Source organism: Pseudomonas sp. B21-053, from assembly GCF_026016365.1.
In the GTDB taxonomy this organism is placed as follows: Bacteria; Pseudomonadota; Gammaproteobacteria; order Pseudomonadales; family Pseudomonadaceae; genus Aquipseudomonas; species Aquipseudomonas nunensis.
Map to the genome: position 1 here is coordinate 3,724,196 of NZ_CP087205.1, position 17,628 is coordinate 3,741,823.

Genomic DNA, 17,628 nt, shown 5'->3' on the forward strand with positions numbered 1-17,628 from the left:
CCGTGCAATCGCTCCAGTCTCTACTGCCGATCCCAGGAACTGTGCCATGACCGAACACCAGGTAATCAATCCTCTCTCCACCGGTACTGACTATGAAGCGTTGGCCGCGCGTTTTCGGCCGATCTTCCAGCGCATCGCCGCCGGCGCCGTCGAGCGCGAACAGTCCCGCAGCCTGCCGTACGAACCGATCCAGTGGCTCAAGGAAGCCGGTTTCGGCGCCGTGCGCGTGCCCGTGGAATATGGCGGTGGCGGTGCATCAGTTCCGCAACTGTTCGAACTGTTGATCGAGCTGGCCGAAGCCGATTCCAACGTGCCCCAGGCCCTGCGCGGGCATTTCGCCTTTGCCGAAGACCGACTCAACGCTGCGCCCGGTCCGGCGCGGGATGTCTGGTTCAAACGCTTCGTGGCCGGCGACATCGTCGGTTGCGCATGGACCGAAATCGGCAGCGTGGCGATCGGTGATGTAATCACCAAAGTCTCGCCCCACGGCGATCAATGGCGGCTCAACGGCGAGAAGTTCTACAGCACCGGGAGCATTTTCTCCGACTGGATCGACGTCTACGCCCAACGCAGCGACACCGGTGGCGACGTGATCGCCGCCGTGCGCACCCGCCAGCCGGGCATTGTGCAGAGCGATGACTGGGACGGTTTCGGCCAGCGCACCACCGGCAGCGGGACGTCGCGGTTTGTCGATGCCGAAGTCGACGCCGAAAACATCATCGACTTCGCCACTCGCTTCAAATACCAGACCGCGTTCTATCAATTGGTGCTACTGGCGTCCCTGGCCGGCATCGGCCGCGCCGCGTTACGCGATGTGGCGCATCAGGTGCGCGAGCGCAAACGCATCTACAGCCATGGCAATGCCCCGCATGTCAGCCAGGATGCGCAAGTGCAGCAGGTGGTCGGTGAGATTGCGGCGCTGGTGTATGCAGCCGAGGCCAGTGCGTTGAAGGCGGCGCAACCGGCGCAACGGGCTTATGAGGCACGCTTCTCGGGTGATGATGCGTTAGAGCAAGCGGCGAATGTCGCGGCGGAAATCGAATCGGCCAAGGCTCAGGTGGTGGTCACCGAACTGATCCAGCGCGCGACCAGTGAACTGTTCAATGCGCTGGGGGCTTCGGATATTCGCCAGGGGAAATCCCTGGATCGGCATTGGCGCAATGCGCGGACGGTGTCGTCGCACAATCCGGTGATCTACAAGGCGCGAATTATCGGAGATTGGGCGATCAACGGGACCGAGCCGCCGTTTGTGTGGCAGATCGGGAATGGGCCTGAGCGTAAGTAATGTGTCGTCAGGGATGACGCCTTCGCGAGCAAGCCCGCTCCCACATTTTGAAATGCGTTCCCCTGTGGGAGCGGGCTTGCTCGCGAAAGCGCCAGACGGGTCGCCGCAGAAGTTGGATGTGGGTAAGATGTGAGCCCTTCCCGCAGCCCACCTTCGGCGCCCCGCCGAATAAGCCGATTCCATGCCTTTCGAACTCAGCGTTGACCTCACCACCCTGGCCATTCTGGCCTTTGTCGCATTCATTGCCGGTTTCATCGACGCCATCGCTGGCGGTGGCGGTCTGCTGACCACCCCGGCCTTGCTGACCGCCGGCCTGCCGCCGCACTTGGTGCTGGGCACCAACAAACTGAGTTCGACCTTCGGCTCGGCCACTGCCAGCTTCACCTTCTACCGCCGCAAGCTGTTCCATCCGAAACAGTGGGTTCACGCCATCGTCGGCACGCTGGTTGGCGCGTTGACCGGTGCGGTGGTCGCGCATTACCTGCCCGCCGAATGGCTGAACAAGATGCTGCCGGTGATCGTCTTCGCCTGCGGCGTCTATCTGTTGTTCGGTGGCACGCCGAAAGCGCCGCTGGACAGCGACGCGCCGATCAAGAAAAAGTGGCAATCGACCCAAGGCTTCAGCCTCGGTTTCTATGATGGTGTGGCCGGTCCCGGCACGGGTGCGTTCTGGACCGTCAGCAGCCTGCTCATGTACCCCATCGACCTGGTGAAGGCCAGCGGCGTGGCGCGCAGCATGAACTTCGTCAGCAACATTGCGGCGCTGTCGGTGTTCGTGTTTTCCGGGCAAGTGGACTGGATCATCGGCTTGAGCATGGGCGTGTCGGTGATGGTCGGCGCGTTTTTCGGCGCGCGCACCGCCATCAGCGGCGGTGCCAAGTTCATTCGCCCGGTGTTCATCACCGTGGTGCTGGGCCTGACCGTGCGGCTAGCCTGGCAACACTGGTTCAGCGTGGCCTAAGCGCCGCGCCAGGTAGACGTCGATCAGGTAACGGGCAATCGAGCGTGATGCCGGTAACGGCGGCATCGCGTGGATGTTGAACCACTGGGCGTCTTCGATTTCGTCTTCCTGACAGACGATCTCACCACCCGCATATTCCGCGTGGAAACCCAACATCATCGAGTGCGGGAACGGCCAGCACTGGCTACCCATGTACTGGATGTTCTTGACCTCGATCTGCACCTCTTCGCGAACCTCGCGGATCAGGCAATCCTCGGCTGACTCACCCGGCTCGGCAAACCCCGCCAGCGTGCTGTAGACCCCGGTGACGAAGCGCGGCGAACGCGCCAGCAGCACTTCATCGCCACGGGTGACCAGCACGATCATGCTCGGCGAAATCCGCGGGTAATAGCGGATATCGCACGGCTCGCAGTACATCGCCCGCTCGCGGGGAACCTGATGCGTCGCTTGCCCGCAGTTACCGCAAAAACGGTGCTCGCGGTACCAGGTGCCGATCTGCGCGGCGTAACCGAGCACCTTGTAGACGGTGTGATCGCCTTCGAGCATGAACGCCCGCAGGCCTTTCCAGTTGCAGCCCGGCACTTCGCTTGGGCTGCGCAATTCCAGCAGGTAAACCGGCTCGCCATCGAGGTGGCCGATGCCGTGTTCGGCGAGGATCGACAGGTCCTGGCGCTTGAGCCATTCCCGTGGGAACAGCGCGCCGTTGTCATCGAACAGAAAGCCTTCGGGGCTGCGCGCCACGGCCCAGCCGCCGGGTTGATCGGTGTCCAGTACTGCGGTGGTCCAGCGTGAAATCATGGTTAATCAGTCCAGAAATTCGGGTTTCTGTTTGCTCATATGGGCGGCCATGGCCACGCGCAAATCGGTGGATTGCAGCATGGCGGCGTTCCAGGTGGCGACGTATTCGAGGCCGTCGTCGATGCGATGGTCGCGCATGTAGCTGATCATCTCTTTGGTGCCAGTAATCGCAATCGGCGACTTGCCGGCGATCTCGCGGGCAATGCCCATCACGCCATCGAGCAGGCTGTCGCGGTCACTGTAGACGCGATTGACCAGGCCCATGCCGCGCGCTTCCTCGGCCCCGAAGTTGCGACCAGTGTAAGCCAGTTCACGCAGCATGCCGTCACCGATGATCCGCGGCAAGCGTTGCAACGTGCCGACGTCCGCGGCCATGCCGATGTCGATTTCCTTGATCGAGAATTGCGCGTCTTCGGCGGCGTAACGCATGTCGCAAGCGGCGATCAGGTCGATGGCGCCGCCCAGGCAATAACCCTGGATCGCCGCAAGTACCGGTTTGCGGCAGTTATCGACGGCATTGAACGAGGCTTGCAGGGCGAGAATCTTGCGGCGCAGCAGGCGCGCATTGCGGCCGATGTCCTTGCCCAGTTCATTGGCCACACCGGCCAGCATCATCAGGTCGATTCCGGAAGAAAAGTGCTTGCCGGCACCGCTCAGGACCACTACCCGCACTTCGTCGGTGTCGTCGATCCATTGGAAAATCTCGATGATCTCGCTCCAGAACGCGGCGTTCATCGAGTTGATCTTTTCCGGGCGGTTGATCTGCACATGGGCGATTTTGTCGGCGAGTTCGACGGTGAACGCGGTGTACTGAGACATGGCAGAGATCCTTGACCGGGCAGAAAATGAGGCCCGAACTATAACAAGGCATCGCGGGTGGGAGTAAGGCAGTGGTTCGGCCAAATGCGGGACTGGCTTATGGTTTTGTGTTGTCTGGTCTGGCCCCTTCGCGAGCAGGCTCGCTCCCACATTTGGAATGCATTCCCCTGTGGGAGCGAGCCTGCTCGCGAATATCCGCAACACCGCACATCTAACCGCCCTTCACCGCCACAAACGCCGCCGTCACATAAGGCACAGTTATCACCTCCTTACCCCGCAACTCCGGCTCACTTTCAATCAAGGCTTTAATCTGCGCATCCACCCTGTCCCGCTGCACCTGGGGCAACGCCGCAATAAAACTCGTCGACCGCACCCGATTGAAAATCACATCCTCCGGCGAGCCTGTATGCCCATGCCCGAAATGCTGCGCCTGCAACGGTCCGAACGCCTTGTGCGGAAACGCCAGGCGCCAGGCCCCGGTGTAGTAGCGCGGGGTATCGCCTTCCAGCGCGTTGACGATCGCATCCAGTTTCGGCACCCAACTTACCCGGGTATCGCGCAGGTTCCACACCAGCCCCAACTTGCCGCCCGGTTTAAGCACTCGGGCGATTTCAGTGAGCGCTTCGGGGCTGGCGAACCAGTGAAAGGCCTGGGCGCAGATCACCACGTCCACCGAAGCATTCGGCAGCGGCAAATCGGTGGCGGTGCCGCTGACCGCCAGCACGTCGGGATACGCGGCGGCCAACTTGTCGAGCATTTCCGGTACCGGTTCCACGGCTATCACCTGCGCCCCGGTGGCCGCCAGTCTCCCGGTGAATTTACCGGTGCCGGCGCCGAGGTCGATCACGGTTTTATCGTCGTTCAAACCCAGGGTGCCGGTCAGCCAGTCGGCGACTTCCGGCGGGTAGTCCGGACGGCCGCGCACGTAAGTGTCGGCCCCGGTTTTGTAGCCATCGGCGGCAGCATGGTGAATGTGTTCTCGCATGGCAGTTCTCCCGATTGACAGCGATGCTGCGAGCATAGCGAATGGACCTGAACTTCCCCTGCAAAGATCTCAAGAAAGAAATGAATAATTGTTCATACAGCGGTGTTCACTTGCCACCGCCCATGAGGATTACCCATGAACCGCCTGAACGCCGATTCGCCGACACGTTATGACCGCCTGACCATGAGCCTGCATTGGCTGACCGCCGCACTGGTGATTTTCATGTTTGCCAGCGCGCAAATCTGGGAACAACTGGCCAAAGGCACGCCGCTGCGCAAGGGTTTGCAGTCGGTGCATATTTCCTGCGGCATCTTGCTGGCGGTGATTGTCATTGGCCGGTTGCTCTGGCGCCTGTCCCGTGGCCGGCGTCTGCCGCCGGCCAATCAAGGCGTGATGAACATTGCGGCGAAAACCGCGCATCTGGCGTTGTATCTGCTGCTGTTGAGCCAGATCGTGCTGGGTTTTCTATTTCGTTGGGCCCAGGCCGAACCATTCAACTTCTTCGGCCTGTTCGATGTCCCAACCTTGCTGACCTTCGATAAAAGCATGAAGTCGGTATTCGGCGGCCTGCATGAAAACGTGGCCTGGGCCATCATCCTATTAGCCGGGCTGCATGCAGTGATGGCGCTGGTCCATCATTACGGGATGCGCGACGGCACTTTGCGCCGGATGTTGCCGGGGCAGGATACGAACTGAACGAATAAAACACCGGGGCGAGGTGTTCTATGGATACCTGCCCTTGAATTCTGTTTTCCCTGTGAATGGAGTTTCGCAAATGCAAATCCGTTTCGCTGTGTTCACCGCCCCGCTGCTACTCGTCGCTGCGTTATCGAGCACGCTGGCGTTTGCCAACGGTGACGACGACGCGCCAGCCAAACCCAATTGCCCCAAAGGCCAGGTGTTCGACACCAAGTCGAATAAATGCGTACTGCAAACCAGCAGCCTGGTACCGGACGCCGACCGCACCGACTACGCCTATCGGCTGGCCAAGGACGGTCGGTACGAAGAAGCGCTGGCCTTGCTCGATACGCTGAAAGATCCAAACACCGCCAAAGCGCTTAACTATCGCGGCTACGCCACGCGTAAACTGGGCCGTACCGACGAAGGCATCGGCTATTACCTGCAATCGGTCAAACTCGACCCGCAGTATGCGCAAGTGCGCGAATACCTCGGCGAGGCGTATGTGATCAAAGGTCGGCTGGATCTGGCCCAGGAACAGTTGCAGCACATCAAATCGATCTGCGGCAGCACCTGCGAGGAATACCAGGACCTGGCCGAAGCCATCAACGATTCATCGAAAACCTGACACACCGAATGGATGGAGGTCGCTATCGCCAGCGATCAGGCAATACGAGCAGAGTTGGGCCAGCATCTGGCGCGTTTATGGCGCTACGGCTTGCTGCTGTCCCGACAACGGCATGTAGCCGAGGATTTGGTGCAAGCCACGTGCGTGCGGGCGCTGGAACGGGCCGGGCAATACGAGCCCGGCACCCGCATGGACCGCTGGCTGCTGAGTATCTTGCACTCGATCTGGCTGAATGAAGTACGGGCCCGGCGAGTGCGTCTGGGCCAGGGCCTGGTGAACGCCGACGAGGCGCTGTCGTTCGACGGTGAGCACGCGGCGCAAACCCATGTGCTGGCCGCGCAGGTGATCCGGCGAGTCGATGCGCTGCCCGAAACCCAGCGTGAAACGGTGTACCTGGCCTATGTCGAAGGCTTGTCCTACCGCGAAGTGGCCGATGTGCTGCAGGTGCCCATCGGCACGGTCATGAGCCGACTGGCCACCGCGCGCCTGAAACTCGCGGAGTACCCGCCCCTGCATGCTGTACCGAACCCAACCACGGGAGAACGTCGATGAACGACCACTCACGACCGACAATACCGTCGGATGAACAGTTGGTGGCCTACCTCGACGACCAGCTCGACGCCGAGCAGCGCACCCTCATTGACGCCGCCATCAACGATGACCCGGCGCTCAACCTGCGTCTGCAATGGCTGGCGCGCAGCAACCTGCCGTTCAAAGCGGCCTACGACGAACTGGGTCAACAAGCGCCGCTGGATCGCTTGCAAGCGATGCTCGACACCTTGCCCAGCCCTGCCCGTCCGGCCCTGAACCGGCGCTGGTTTTTGGCGGCGGCGGCCGGTCTGGTGGTCAGCAGTGTGGTGGCGGACCGGTTGTTCCTCGGCTGGCAGTTGAGCCAGCAGAAAAGCAACTGGCGTGGGCTGGTGGCCGACTATATGTCGCTCTACGTGCCGCAAACCCTCGAACACTTGCCCAGCGACGAGTCCACCCAGCGCGCGCAACTGCGCACCATCGACAGCCGTTTGGGCCTGAACCTCGCGCCGGCAAAACTGGCCTTGCCGCGCGTGGAGCTCAAGCGCGCGCAAATTCTCGAATACGACGGCGTGCCTATCGCGCAGATCACCTACCTCGACCCGACCCACGGCCCGATGGCGCTGTGCGTCACCCGCTCCAACAAAGGCAGCCGGCCGTTTGCCCATGAGCGCCGGCACGAGATGAACGTCGTGTACTGGGCGGATACGGAACATGCTTGGATGCTGATCGGGCACAGCTCTGTGGCGGATCTTGAGGAGATGGCCAGGGTTTTGAGAGGTCGGCTTAGCGCATGACGGGAATCCTCACTATGCTTGGCACCTGACTTCCAAGGAGGAACCCAACCATGTCACATCCCTCGCTTCACCCTTCCCGCACGGCCCTGCTGGTGATCGACGTGCAGAACGACTTTATCCCCGGCGGCCAATTGGCGGTACCCGAAGGCGACGTGATCGTACCCTTGATCAATCGCCTCGGTGGCCAGTTCAATCAAGTGGTCATTGCCCAGGACTGGCACCCGGCGGGGCATGCTTCGTTTGCCTCCAGCCACCCGCATCGCAAACCCTACGATGTGATTCAACTGCCCTACGGCGAGCAGACGCTGTGGCCGGAGCATTGCGTGCGCGGCACCCACGGCGCCGAATTACATGCGCAGCTGGATTTGCCCCATGCGCAACTGATCATCCGCAAGGGCTGCAATCCGGATATCGACAGTTATTCGGCGTTTCTGGAGGCCGATCGAACCACCACCACAGGGTTAGCCGGCTATTTGAAGGAACGCGGCATCGACACGGTTTACCTGGTCGGCCTGGCGCTGGACTTCTGCGTGATGTTTTCTGCGCTGGATGCGCGGGCGGCGGGGTTCAATGCGTTTGTGGTGCTGGATGCCTGCCGGGCGATTGATCTGGATGGCTCGCTGGCGGCGGCGATTGAGCGGATGCAGGTGGCTGGGGTTGGATTGATTCAATCCCCGGCGATACTCGCCTGACACCCCACGATCTGTAGCAGCTGGCGAAGCCTGCGTTCGGCTGCGAAGCAGTCGTAAAATCATGCGGCGCGGTGCTTCAGGAAGACCGTGTGCTCAGGTTTGACGACTGCTGCGCAGCCGAACGCAGGCTTCGCCAGCTGCTACAGAAGCGAAGAGCGCCCTGTTTCAACCCGGCGTAGGCAACCATAGTCTGAACCGCGCCCCACCCAACGGCGAAGCTTCCACCGTCAGCGTCCCGCCCTGGGCTTCGAGGGCGCGGCGGCTGATGCCAACCCCAATCCAAAACACGGCGATACTCGCCTGACACCCCACGATCTGTAGCAGCTGGCGAAGCCTGCGTTCGGCTGCGAAGCAGTCGTAAAATCATGCGGCGCGGTGCTTCAGGAAGACCTTGTGCTCAGGTTTGACGACTGCTGCGCAGCCGAACGCAGGCTTCGCCAGCTGCTACAGAAGCGATGAGCGTGCTGTGTCAGGCAGGTGTCGGCAACCATAGTCTGAACCGCGCCCCACCCAACGGCGAAGCTTCCACCGTCAGTGTCCCGCCCTGGGCTTCGAGGGCGCGGCGGCTGATCGCCAACCCCAACCCAAAACCACCGGTAGCCCGATCCCGGCTCCGATCCAGTCGATAAAACGGCTCGAATATGCGCTCGCGCTCATCCTCCGGAATACCGATCCCGTCGTCATCCACCCAAATCTCACAGCCCTTCGGGCACACCTGCACGCCAATCTGGATGCGTTTTTCGCAATAGCGCATCGCGTTGCGCAGCAGGTTCTGCAACGCACGCGCGGTCAAACGCGGGTCGAGGGTGAAGCGCTCAAGCTGACCATGCAGCAGCACATCAATCACGATGTCCGGCGATTCCAGTTCTTCATCGACGCTGCCCAATATACTGTCGATGAACTCATCCAGCGACACTTCAACCCGCTCCGGCAAGCGCGCCGGGTTTTGCAGGCGGCTGTAGGACAGCAGTTCCAGCACCAATTCATCCAGCTCACGAATGTGCGCCACCAAGCCTTGCAGGCGTTCACGACTCGGCGTCGGCATGTCATCGGACAGCGCCAGGGCCAGGCCGAAATCCAGGCGAGTCAGCGGTGTGCGCAGTTCGTGGGACACGGCGTTGAGCAAGTCACGTTGCTGGTTGAGCAGGTTCTCGATGTCGCCGGCCATGGTGTCGAACACGTTGGCCAGACTGCCGATGTTCGATTTTTGGGAGATCTGCGTGCGCTCGCTCAAATGACCTTTGCCGAAACGTTCGGCGGTGCCTTTCAGGCGTTCGAGATCGCGCCAGTGCGGGCGCAGCCATATCAACAGGCACGCGAGCATGGTCGCGCCGATCAGTACGTTGATGCTCCAGTACAACAGATTGACGTCCAGCGGGTCCGGCGGCACGACCATTTGCACCACCGTCCGCTCGTTCAACGGTGCCACGGCCAGGGTGCGCCAGCCCCAGTCGCCGATGCGCACGACATTCTCGCCGCGCTGCAAACGTTCACGCTCATCGAGGGTGAAGTCGGCGTCATCCTTGCCCGCCAGCACGATGTGCAGCGGCTGGAATTCCTTGTCCATCTCCGCCGCCAGCGCCGGCCACTGCGCCTCTGGCACCCCGTGAAACTGTTTGACGATCAGGGTTTGCAAGCCACGGGAATAGTCGAGGTTGTAGGTGACAAAGCGTTCATGGAACAGCTTGATCACAACGTCTGGCACCAGGTAAATCGCCGCGCTGTAGGAAACGATCGTCACCAGATACAGGCGAAAGAGGATTCTGAACATCGACTCAGCATTCCCACTCGGAGCGGCTGAACAGGTAGCCCTTGCCCCACACGGTCTTGATCTTGCGCGCCTCGCCGGCGTGGTCGTCGAATTTGCGGCGCAATTTGGAAATCGCCACGTCCACCGAACGGTCGGTGCCGTTGAATTCGATGCCGCGCAGGCGTTGCAGGATCTGGTCGCGGCTCAGCACTTCGCCGGCATGCCGGGCCAATACCACCAGCAGGTTGTATTCGCCGCTGGACAGTTCGACCAATTGATCGCGCCAGGTCACGGTGCGCTCGGACAGGTCGATGCACAGGTTGCCCATCAGGATGCGATCGTTGGCAGTCTGCGGTTCGCCGAGGCTGCTGCGGCGTAGTAAGGTGCGCACCCGAGCCAGCAGCACGCGCGGCTCGCAGGGTTTGGTCACGTAGTCATCGGCGCCCATTTCCAGGCCCAGCACCTGGTCGTGACTATCGTCCCGGGCGGTGAGCATCAGGATCGGCAGCGTGGCCGAATCAGCCCTGAGCAAGCGACAGACTTGCAGGCCGTCGAGCCCTGGCAGCATCAGGTCGAGGATCACCAGGTCCGGCGGATTGACCCGCGCGCGTTCGCGCACATGATCGCCGCGACTGATCACGCTGACGGAATAGCCATTGCGTTCCAGGTAGCTGGCGATCAGTTCGGAGAGCGCGGTGTCGTCTTCGACCAGGAGGATGTTGGGCATGGGGTGTTTCCAGAAAAGTGCTGTGGCGACAGGTCCGGCCTCTTCGCGGGCAAGCCTCGCTCCTACAGGGATATCGCATTCTTATGTAGGAGCGAGGCTTGCCCGCGAAGGCAATCTGACCGTCGCAAAAGTAATCAAGCGGCAAAGGATATACGCCCTCGTACGTCTAAGAGTAAAACCCTTACACAATTTCACACAGCGCCTACAAAGCTTCACCGCTACCCTCGTCGCCTCCCCGTAGGATGCTGGGGGTCATTATTGGGGTAACTACATGTCAAAGAATCTGCTTGCCACGCTCAGCCTGCTTGCACTGGCGTTGACACTGAGCGCTTGTGACAAGTCTTCGACCGCCGAAGAAGCCGCGCCACTGGCCACGGTACGGGTCGAAACCATCGAAGCGCGACCTCTGTCGATCTCCAGCGAACTGAGCGGGCGCATCGCCGCGCCACGGATTGCCGAAGTCCGCGCACGAGTGGCCGGCGTCGTGTTGCAACGCACCTTCCGCGAAGGCAGCGACGTGAAACAGGGTGACGTGCTGTTCCGCATCGACCCGGCACCGTTCAAGGCTGACCTGGACAGCGCCGAAGCGGCGTTGCGCAAGGCCGAGGCCAATGCGTTCCAGGCCAAGCTGCAAGAGCAGCGTTATTCGCAGTTGATCGAAGGCAATGCCATCAGCGGCCAGGACTACGACAACGCCCGGGCCAATGCCCGGCAAACCGCCGCTGAAGTGTCCGCCAACAAGGCTGCCGTGGCACGGGCCAAGTTGAACCTGGGTTACGCCACCGTCACCGCGCCGATTTCTGGACGCGTCGGCCGGGCCCTGGTCACCGAGGGCGCGCTGGTGGGGCAGAACGAAACCACACCGCTGGCATTGATCCAGCAACTGAACCCGATCCACGCCGACCTGACCCAGTCGACCCGTGAACTCAACGACCTGCGCCGGGCGTTCCGCTCCGGACAATTGCAGCAAGTCGGTCAGGATCAGGCCAAGGCCACGTTGATTCAGGACGACGGCAGCCTGTACCCGCTGCCGGGCAAGCTGCTGTTCGCAGAGATTTCCGTGGACCCGGGCACCGGCCAGATCATCCTGCGCAGCGAATTCCCCAACCCGGACCTCGACTTGCTGCCCGGCAGCTTCGTGCGGGTGCGCATCGAGCAAGGGGTCAACCAGCAAGGCATCAGCGTGCCGCAACGGGCGATCCAGCGTGACAGCGCCGGGGTTGCCCAGGTGCTGCTGCTCGATGCCGATCAGCGTGTAGGCCTGCAACCGGTGCAATTGGGCGCAGTGCAAAACGATCGCTGGATCGTCAGCGGCGGTCTCAAACCCGGCGACCGCATCGTCACTGAAGGCCTGCAACACGCCAAGCCCGGCGAGAAAGTCCAGATCGACGACACCCCTCTTCCACTCGCCCAGGTTTCTGGTCAGTAAGCAGGACGCTTTTTATGCCGCAGTTCTTTATCGACCGCCCGGTGTTTGCCTGGGTGGTCGCGCTGTTCATCCTGCTGGCCGGTGCCTTGGCCATTCCGCAGCTGCCGGTGGCGCAGTACCCCGACGTCGCGCCGCCGCAGATCGAGATCAACGCCACGTACCCCGGCGCCTCGGCACAAACCATCGACGAAAGCGTGGTCAGCCTGATCGAGGAAGAGCTCAACGGCGCCGATCACCTGCTGTATTTCGAATCCCAGAGCAGCCTCGGCAGCGCCACCATCAAGGCTACATTTCAACCGGGCACCAACCCGGAAATGGCCCAGGTGGACGTGCAAAACCGCCTGAAAGTCATCGAATCGCGCCTGCCCCAAGCGGTGAACCAGCAAGGGTTGTCGGTGGAGAAAGTCTCTTCCGGATTCCTGTTGCTGATCACCCTGACCTCCAGCGATGGCAAGCTCGACGACGTGGCGCTCAGCGATTACCTGGCGCGCAACGTGATGAACGAGATCAAGCGCCTGGACGGCGTCGGCAAAGCGCAACTGTATGGCGCCGAACGGGCCATGCGGATCTGGATCGACCCGCGCAAGCTGATCGGCTTCAACCTCACGCCTGCCGATGTAAACGCTGCCATTGTTGCGCAGAACGCCCAGGTGTCCGCCGGCAGCATCGGCGACTTGCCGACCCGCAGTACTCAGGAAATCACCGCGACCATCACGGTCAAGGGTCAGTTGTCGACACCTGAAGAGTTTGCCGACATCGTGCTCAAGGCCAATGCCGACGGCTCCACCGTGCGCATCAAGGATGTGGCGCGGGTCGAGATCGGCAGCCAGGAATACCAGTTCGGCACGCGCCTGAACGGCAAGCCATCCACCGCCGTCGGCGTGCAGTTGTCGCCGGGGGCCAATGCCCTGAGCACCGCCACCGCCGTGCGGGCGAAGATGGATGAACTGGCGCGCTACTTCCCGGCCAACGTCGAATACAAGATCCCCTACGACACTTCGCCGTTCGTGAAGGTCTCGATCACCAAAGTGGTCTACACCCTCGGCGAGGCGATGTTGCTGGTGTTTGCGGTGATGTTCCTGTTCCTGCAAAACATCCGCTACACGCTGATCCCGACATTGGTTGTACCCGTGGCGCTGATGGGCACCTTCGCAACCATGCTCGCGCTGGGTTTCTCGATCAACGTGCTGACCATGTTCGGCATGGTGTTGGCCATCGGCATTCTGGTGGACGACGCGATTGTGGTGGTGGAGAACGTCGAGCGGATCATGGTTTCCGAGGGCCTGTCGCCCAAGGAAGCCACGCGCAAGGCGATGAAGCAAATTACCGGCGCAATCATCGGCATCACCCTGGTGCTGGTGGCGGTGTTTATTCCGATGGCGTTCATGCAGGGTTCGGTCGGGGTCATTTACAAGCAGTTCTCGCTGTCGATGGCCACCTCGATCCTGTTCTCTGCGTTCCTCGCGTTGACCTTGACCCCGGCACTTTGCGCCACGCTGCTCAAACCGATCGCCAAAGGTGAGCATCACGAAAAGCGCGGTTTCTTCGGCTGGTTCAACCGTCGTTTCGAACAGTTGACCGTGCGTTATCAAGGCTGGGTCGCCTATGCGCTGAAACGCACCGGACGCTACCTGCTGATCTACGGCGTGCTGCTGATCGGGCTGGGCCTGTGTTTCAGTCGCCTGCCCTCCTCGTTCCTGCCGGTGGAAGACCAGGGTTACACCATCACCGACGTCCAGTTGCCGCCGGGCGCGAGCAAGAACCGCACGGTGCAAGTGGTCGAGCAGATCGAAAAGCACAACGCCAAGGAACCCGGCGTTGGCGACAGCACGGTGATTCTCGGCTTCAGCTTCTCCGGCAGCGGGCAGAACGCAGCGTTGGCGTTTACCACGTTGAAGGATTGGTCCGAGCGCAGCAGCGATGATTCGGCCAGCTCGATTGCTGACCGCGCGAATATGGCCCTCAGCCAGATCAAGGATGCAATGGTGTTTGCCGTGTTGCCTCCGCCGGTGGACGGCCTCGGCACTTCAAGTGGTTTCGAGTTCCGTTTGCAGGATCGCGGCGGCCTCGGCCATGCCACGCTGATGCAGGCACGCACGCAATTGCTGGAAGCGGCGGAGAAAAGTCCGATCCTGATGAACGTCCGCGAAAGCGCCCTGGCCGAAGCGCCGCAGGTGCAACTGGAAGTCGACCGTAAACAGGCGAATGCCCTGGGCGTTTCGTTTGCCGATGTCGGCAGCGTGTTGTCCACGGCGGTCGGCTCGGCCTACATCAACGACTTCCCCAACCAGGGGCGGATGCAGCGCGTGGTGGTGCAAGCCGAAGGCGATCAGCGCAGTCAGGTCGAGGATCTGCTGAAGATCAACGTGCGCAACAGCGCCGGAAAAATGGTGCCGTTGTCGGCCTTCGTCCAGGCCAAGTGGACCCAGGGCCCGGCGCAGTTGACCCGCTACAACGGCTATCCGGCCATCAGCATTTCCGGCGAACCCAAACCGGGCCACAGCACCGGCGAAGCCATGGCGGAAATCGAACGGCTGGTGGCGCAAGGCCCGGCGGGCTTGGGCCAGGAATGGACCGGGTTGTCGCTGCAGGAACGTTTGTCCGGCAGTCAGGCGCCGATTCTGCTCGGGTTGTCGTTGTTGATCGTGTTCCTGTGCCTGGCGGCGCTGTATGAGAGCTGGTCGATTCCGACTTCGGTGTTGCTGGTGGTGCCGCTCGGCGTGCTCGGCGCGGTGCTGGCGGTGACGTTGCGCGGGATGCCTAACGACGTGTTCTTCAAGGTCGGGCTGATCACCATCATCGGTCTGTCGGCGAAGAATGCGATCCTGATCATCGAGTTCGCCAAGAGCCTGTACGACGAAGGCCACGACCTGATCGACGCCACACTGCAAGCCGCGCGCCTGCGGTTGCGGCCGATTGTGATGACGTCTCTAGCGTTCATTCTTGGTGTGGTGCCGTTGGCGATTGCCACCGGGGCCAGCTCGGCGAGCCAGCAAGCCATCGGCACCGGGGTGATCGGCGGGATGATCACCGCGACATTGGCGGTGCTGTTTGTGCCGGTGTTTTTTGTGGTGGTGATGAAACTGGTGGGCAAGCGCCACAAAGACACCTGATCCATCCACGCCCGGGAATGTGAACCCATTCCCCTGTAGGAGCTGCCGAAGGCTGCGATCTTTTGATCTTGATCTTGAAAATCAAATTCAAAATCAAAAGATCGCAGCCTTCGGCAGCTCCTACAAAAGCCCGGTGACCTGAGCTATGGTGGGTGGAATTCTGCTTTTGTGAGTTCTCATGCCCCTCCTCGCCCGCACCCACCCTCGCCTGTCCGCCGCTGCCACGCTCGGCATCGCGGTGGGTATTCTGGCTCCGGCCGATTCGATCATCAGCAAAATCCTCATCGGCTGGAACGCCGGGGTCTGGACTTACCTGATCCTGATGTTCTGGCTCGCTGCCCGCGCCAAGGCCCCGGACGTCAAGCGCATCGCCGAGGTCGAAGACGAAAACGCCGGGCTAGTATTGTTCGTGGTGTGCATTGCGGCGATTGCCAGCCTGGCGACCATTACCTTCGAACTGGCCGGCAGCAAAGACCTGGAAACTTCGCGCAAACTGCTGCATTACGCCTTCACCGCCGCGACCGTGATCGGCTCATGGCTGTTGATCGGAGTGATTTTCTGCGTGCACTACGCCCGGTTGTTTTACACCTGGGACGGTAAGGAGCCGGCATTGCGCTTTGCCGAAGGACTGACCACCCCCAATTACTGGGACTTCCTGTACTTCTCGTTCACCATCGGCGTGGCGGTGCAAACGGCAGATGTCGGCGTCGCCACTCGGGGCATTCGCAAGATTGTGCTGGCGCAATCGTTGATCGGTTTTCTGTTCAATACGGCGATTCTCGGGTTTTCGATCAACATCGCCGCCGGACTTTTCAGCTGAACGCTGCACAAACGTTCTAGGCATCGCCTGCGTCGGGGGCGTTAAATAAGTCGGCAATCCGTCTCACAGGTGCAGCATGAGCCCGCATAACTGGATCGACCTGGCCCAGGACGCCGACACCGGCATCGAGACCCTGCGCGCGCATTTCGAGGGCCACGCCTACGACCCGCATTGGCACGACAGTTACCTGGTGGGCGTCACCGAGCAAGGCGTGCAGCAATTCAACTGCCGCCGGGCCCGGCATCAAAGTACGCCGGGCAAGGTGTTCCTGCTGGAACCCGGCGACATCCATGACGGCGAAGCGCCCACCGACGAGGGCTTCACCTACCGCATGCTCTACCTCGACCCGCATTGGCTGGAGCGGGAATTGGTCGAGCTGTTCGAGGACGCTCCACTCAACAGCCAACTGAGCTTCGCCAACACCCTGACCAGCGACCCGCAACTGGCCCAGGCCACCAGCCTGGCGTTCCAGACCTTACACGGTGGCGAGCTGAAGATCGTGCGCCAGACCGCCCTCGACGGCTTGCTCGAACACCTGACCCGTCACCTGCATTGGCGCACCCGCTACGGCGAAGACCCACGCCTGCCGCTGGTGGCGCAAAAGGCCCGGGAATACCTGCACGCCAATGCGCATCTCGACATCGGCCTCGATCAACTGGCCACCGCGACCGGCGTGGATCGCTTTCGCCTGACCCGCGCGTTCAAGGCTGCCTACGGTCTGGCGCCCCACGCCTATCTGGTGCAACTGCGCCTGTCCAAAGCCCGGCGAATGCTTGCCAGCGGCTTGCAACCGGCAGCGGTGGCGATGGAATTGGGGTTTGCCGATCAGAGTCACCTGGGGCGCTGGTTTGTTCGGGCCTATGGGCTGACGCCGGCGATGTACCGCAAGCGCTGCTCAAATCTTCCAGACGCGTGACCCTCGGCTTGTGAAGATCGAAGCCATCGATCATTCACTGGAGCTCAAGGTCATGTTGTCTTCCCTGTTATCTCTCCTGCCGTTCCTGCTATTCGCCTTCGTTGCCTCCATCACGCCAGGCCCGACCAATATTCTGGTCCTGAGCAACAGCGCGCAATTCGGGTTCAAGGCGAGCATGCCTTTCATCGTGAGCGCCAGTGCGAGTGCCGCGAGCGTCGTTCTTCTGGTGGGATGTGGATTAGGCGATGTCTTGGGTCTGGTTCCAAGGCTCCAAATCGCGATGCAATGGGCGGGCACCTTATGGCTTAGCCTTCTGGCCTGGAAGATCTTTCGCTCGCCCCCCGTTCTGGTGGACTCCGAAACATTGGGCACGGGCTCGGTTGCAGGCGTCTGGACAGCGATCAGCCTGCAATGGATCAATCCTAAAACCTGGATGATGGCCCTTGCCGTCATCAGTGTCTTTAACGACAAAGGACCGGATCGTCTTGAGCAAGTCGGGTGGATGAGCCTGAGCTTTTTCCTGGTGGCGATGCCTTGCCTGAGTGTGTGGGCGGCACTGGGGGCTGGTTCAAGACAGTCGATGAGTTCGCCTCGTATACGAAACAACTTCAATCGCATGCTGGGAGTGTTGTTATTGCTTTCAACCTGGTTGGGACTGTGGTGGTGATGGAGGTTAATAATGTCACTTGAAATGGACGGCTC

The 17,628-nt window shown here is 61.3% G+C and carries 17 protein-coding genes; 12 read left to right on the plus strand and 5 right to left on the minus strand.

The genetic code is table 11. The annotated features are described in order from the left end of the window. Positions 1–46: 46 nt before the first annotated feature. Positions 47–1,285 carry an acyl-CoA dehydrogenase family protein gene (locus LOY68_RS17040; RefSeq protein ID WP_265038676.1) on the plus strand — a complete coding sequence of 413 codons (1,239 nt, stop codon included), beginning with the start codon at positions 47–49 and terminating at the stop codon, positions 1,283–1,285. A 181-nt stretch (positions 1,286–1,466) separates the two neighbouring features. After that, a complete protein-coding gene (locus LOY68_RS17045; protein WP_054614618.1) occupies positions 1,467–2,246 on the plus strand; it encodes a TSUP family transporter in 780 nt (259 codons plus the stop codon). On the opposite strand, the gene nudC is transcribed toward LOY68_RS17045, so the two are convergent. From nudC to LOY68_RS17060, 3 genes are all read right to left on the minus strand, one after another. Next, positions 2,214–3,044: an NAD(+) diphosphatase gene (gene nudC / locus LOY68_RS17050; protein ID WP_054045794.1), complete on the minus strand. Its 831-nt coding sequence runs from the start codon at positions 3,042–3,044 to the stop codon at positions 2,214–2,216. The two genes, LOY68_RS17045 and nudC, sit on opposite strands and share 33 nt — an antisense overlap. A 6-nt stretch (positions 3,045–3,050) precedes the next feature. Beyond that, complete coding sequence (locus LOY68_RS17055) at positions 3,051–3,863, minus strand: crotonase/enoyl-CoA hydratase family protein (RefSeq protein ID WP_265038677.1); 813 nt, start codon at positions 3,861–3,863, stop codon at positions 3,051–3,053. Between the two features lie 211 nt (positions 3,864–4,074). Further along, a complete protein-coding gene (locus tag LOY68_RS17060) occupies positions 4,075–4,848 on the minus strand; it encodes a class I SAM-dependent methyltransferase (protein ID WP_163910248.1) in 774 nt (257 codons plus the stop codon). 135 nt (positions 4,849–4,983) lie between these two features. On the opposite strand from LOY68_RS17060, the gene LOY68_RS17065 reads away from it, so the two are divergent. From LOY68_RS17065 to pncA, 5 genes are all read left to right on the plus strand, one after another. Then, positions 4,984–5,544 (plus strand): cytochrome b, encoded by a 561-nt coding sequence (locus LOY68_RS17065; RefSeq protein ID WP_265038678.1) that lies wholly within the window; start codon positions 4,984–4,986, stop codon positions 5,542–5,544. 79 nt (positions 5,545–5,623) lie between these two features. After that, the gene (locus LOY68_RS17070) at positions 5,624–6,154 is read left to right on the plus strand and encodes a tetratricopeptide repeat protein (RefSeq protein ID WP_054055355.1); all 531 of its coding nucleotides are present in this window, start codon (positions 5,624–5,626) and stop codon (positions 6,152–6,154) included. Positions 6,155–6,166: 12 nt separating this feature from the next. Further along, positions 6,167–6,706, plus strand: coding sequence for an RNA polymerase sigma factor (locus tag LOY68_RS17075; protein ID WP_082356791.1), 540 nt, complete (start codon positions 6,167–6,169; stop codon positions 6,704–6,706). Beyond that, positions 6,703–7,479, plus strand: coding sequence for an anti-sigma factor family protein (locus LOY68_RS17080; RefSeq protein ID WP_265038679.1), 777 nt, complete (start codon positions 6,703–6,705; stop codon positions 7,477–7,479). Before LOY68_RS17075 ends, LOY68_RS17080 begins: the two co-directional genes overlap by 4 nt. A gap of 50 nt (positions 7,480–7,529) precedes the next feature. Continuing rightward, on the plus strand, positions 7,530–8,171 hold the full coding sequence (pncA, locus tag LOY68_RS17085) for a bifunctional nicotinamidase/pyrazinamidase (RefSeq protein WP_265038680.1): 642 nt from the start codon (positions 7,530–7,532) through the stop codon (positions 8,169–8,171). 469 nt (positions 8,172–8,640) lie between these two features. Here the strand turns inward: pncA and LOY68_RS17090 are convergent, their stop codons facing one another. Together LOY68_RS17090 and LOY68_RS17095 are read right to left on the minus strand one after the other, a co-directional pair. Next, the gene (locus LOY68_RS17090) at positions 8,641–9,942 is read right to left on the minus strand and encodes an ATP-binding protein (RefSeq protein WP_163910252.1); all 1,302 of its coding nucleotides are present in this window, start codon (positions 9,940–9,942) and stop codon (positions 8,641–8,643) included. A gap of 4 nt (positions 9,943–9,946) precedes the next feature. Continuing rightward, complete coding sequence (locus LOY68_RS17095) at positions 9,947–10,648, minus strand: response regulator transcription factor (protein ID WP_163910253.1); 702 nt, start codon at positions 10,646–10,648, stop codon at positions 9,947–9,949. Between the two features lie 271 nt (positions 10,649–10,919). On the opposite strand from LOY68_RS17095, the gene LOY68_RS17100 reads away from it, so the two are divergent. From LOY68_RS17100 to LOY68_RS17120, 5 genes are all read left to right on the plus strand, one after another. After that, positions 10,920–12,077 (plus strand): efflux RND transporter periplasmic adaptor subunit, encoded by a 1,158-nt coding sequence (locus LOY68_RS17100; RefSeq protein WP_054050627.1) that lies wholly within the window; start codon positions 10,920–10,922, stop codon positions 12,075–12,077. A 14-nt stretch (positions 12,078–12,091) separates the two neighbouring features. Continuing rightward, positions 12,092–15,190, plus strand: a complete 3,099-nt coding sequence (locus tag LOY68_RS17105) for an efflux RND transporter permease subunit (RefSeq protein ID WP_265038681.1) — start codon at positions 12,092–12,094, stop codon at positions 15,188–15,190. A 178-nt stretch (positions 15,191–15,368) separates the two neighbouring features. After that, positions 15,369–16,010: a DUF1345 domain-containing protein gene (locus LOY68_RS17110; RefSeq protein ID WP_054050623.1), complete on the plus strand. Its 642-nt coding sequence runs from the start codon at positions 15,369–15,371 to the stop codon at positions 16,008–16,010. 76 nt (positions 16,011–16,086) lie between these two features. After that, positions 16,087–16,926, plus strand: a complete 840-nt coding sequence (locus tag LOY68_RS17115; RefSeq protein ID WP_265038682.1) for an AraC family transcriptional regulator — start codon at positions 16,087–16,089, stop codon at positions 16,924–16,926. A 52-nt stretch (positions 16,927–16,978) separates the two neighbouring features. Then, positions 16,979–17,593 carry a LysE family translocator gene (locus LOY68_RS17120; RefSeq protein ID WP_265045801.1) on the plus strand — a complete coding sequence of 205 codons (615 nt, stop codon included), beginning with the start codon at positions 16,979–16,981 and terminating at the stop codon, positions 17,591–17,593. Positions 17,594–17,628: the final 35 nt, after the last annotated feature.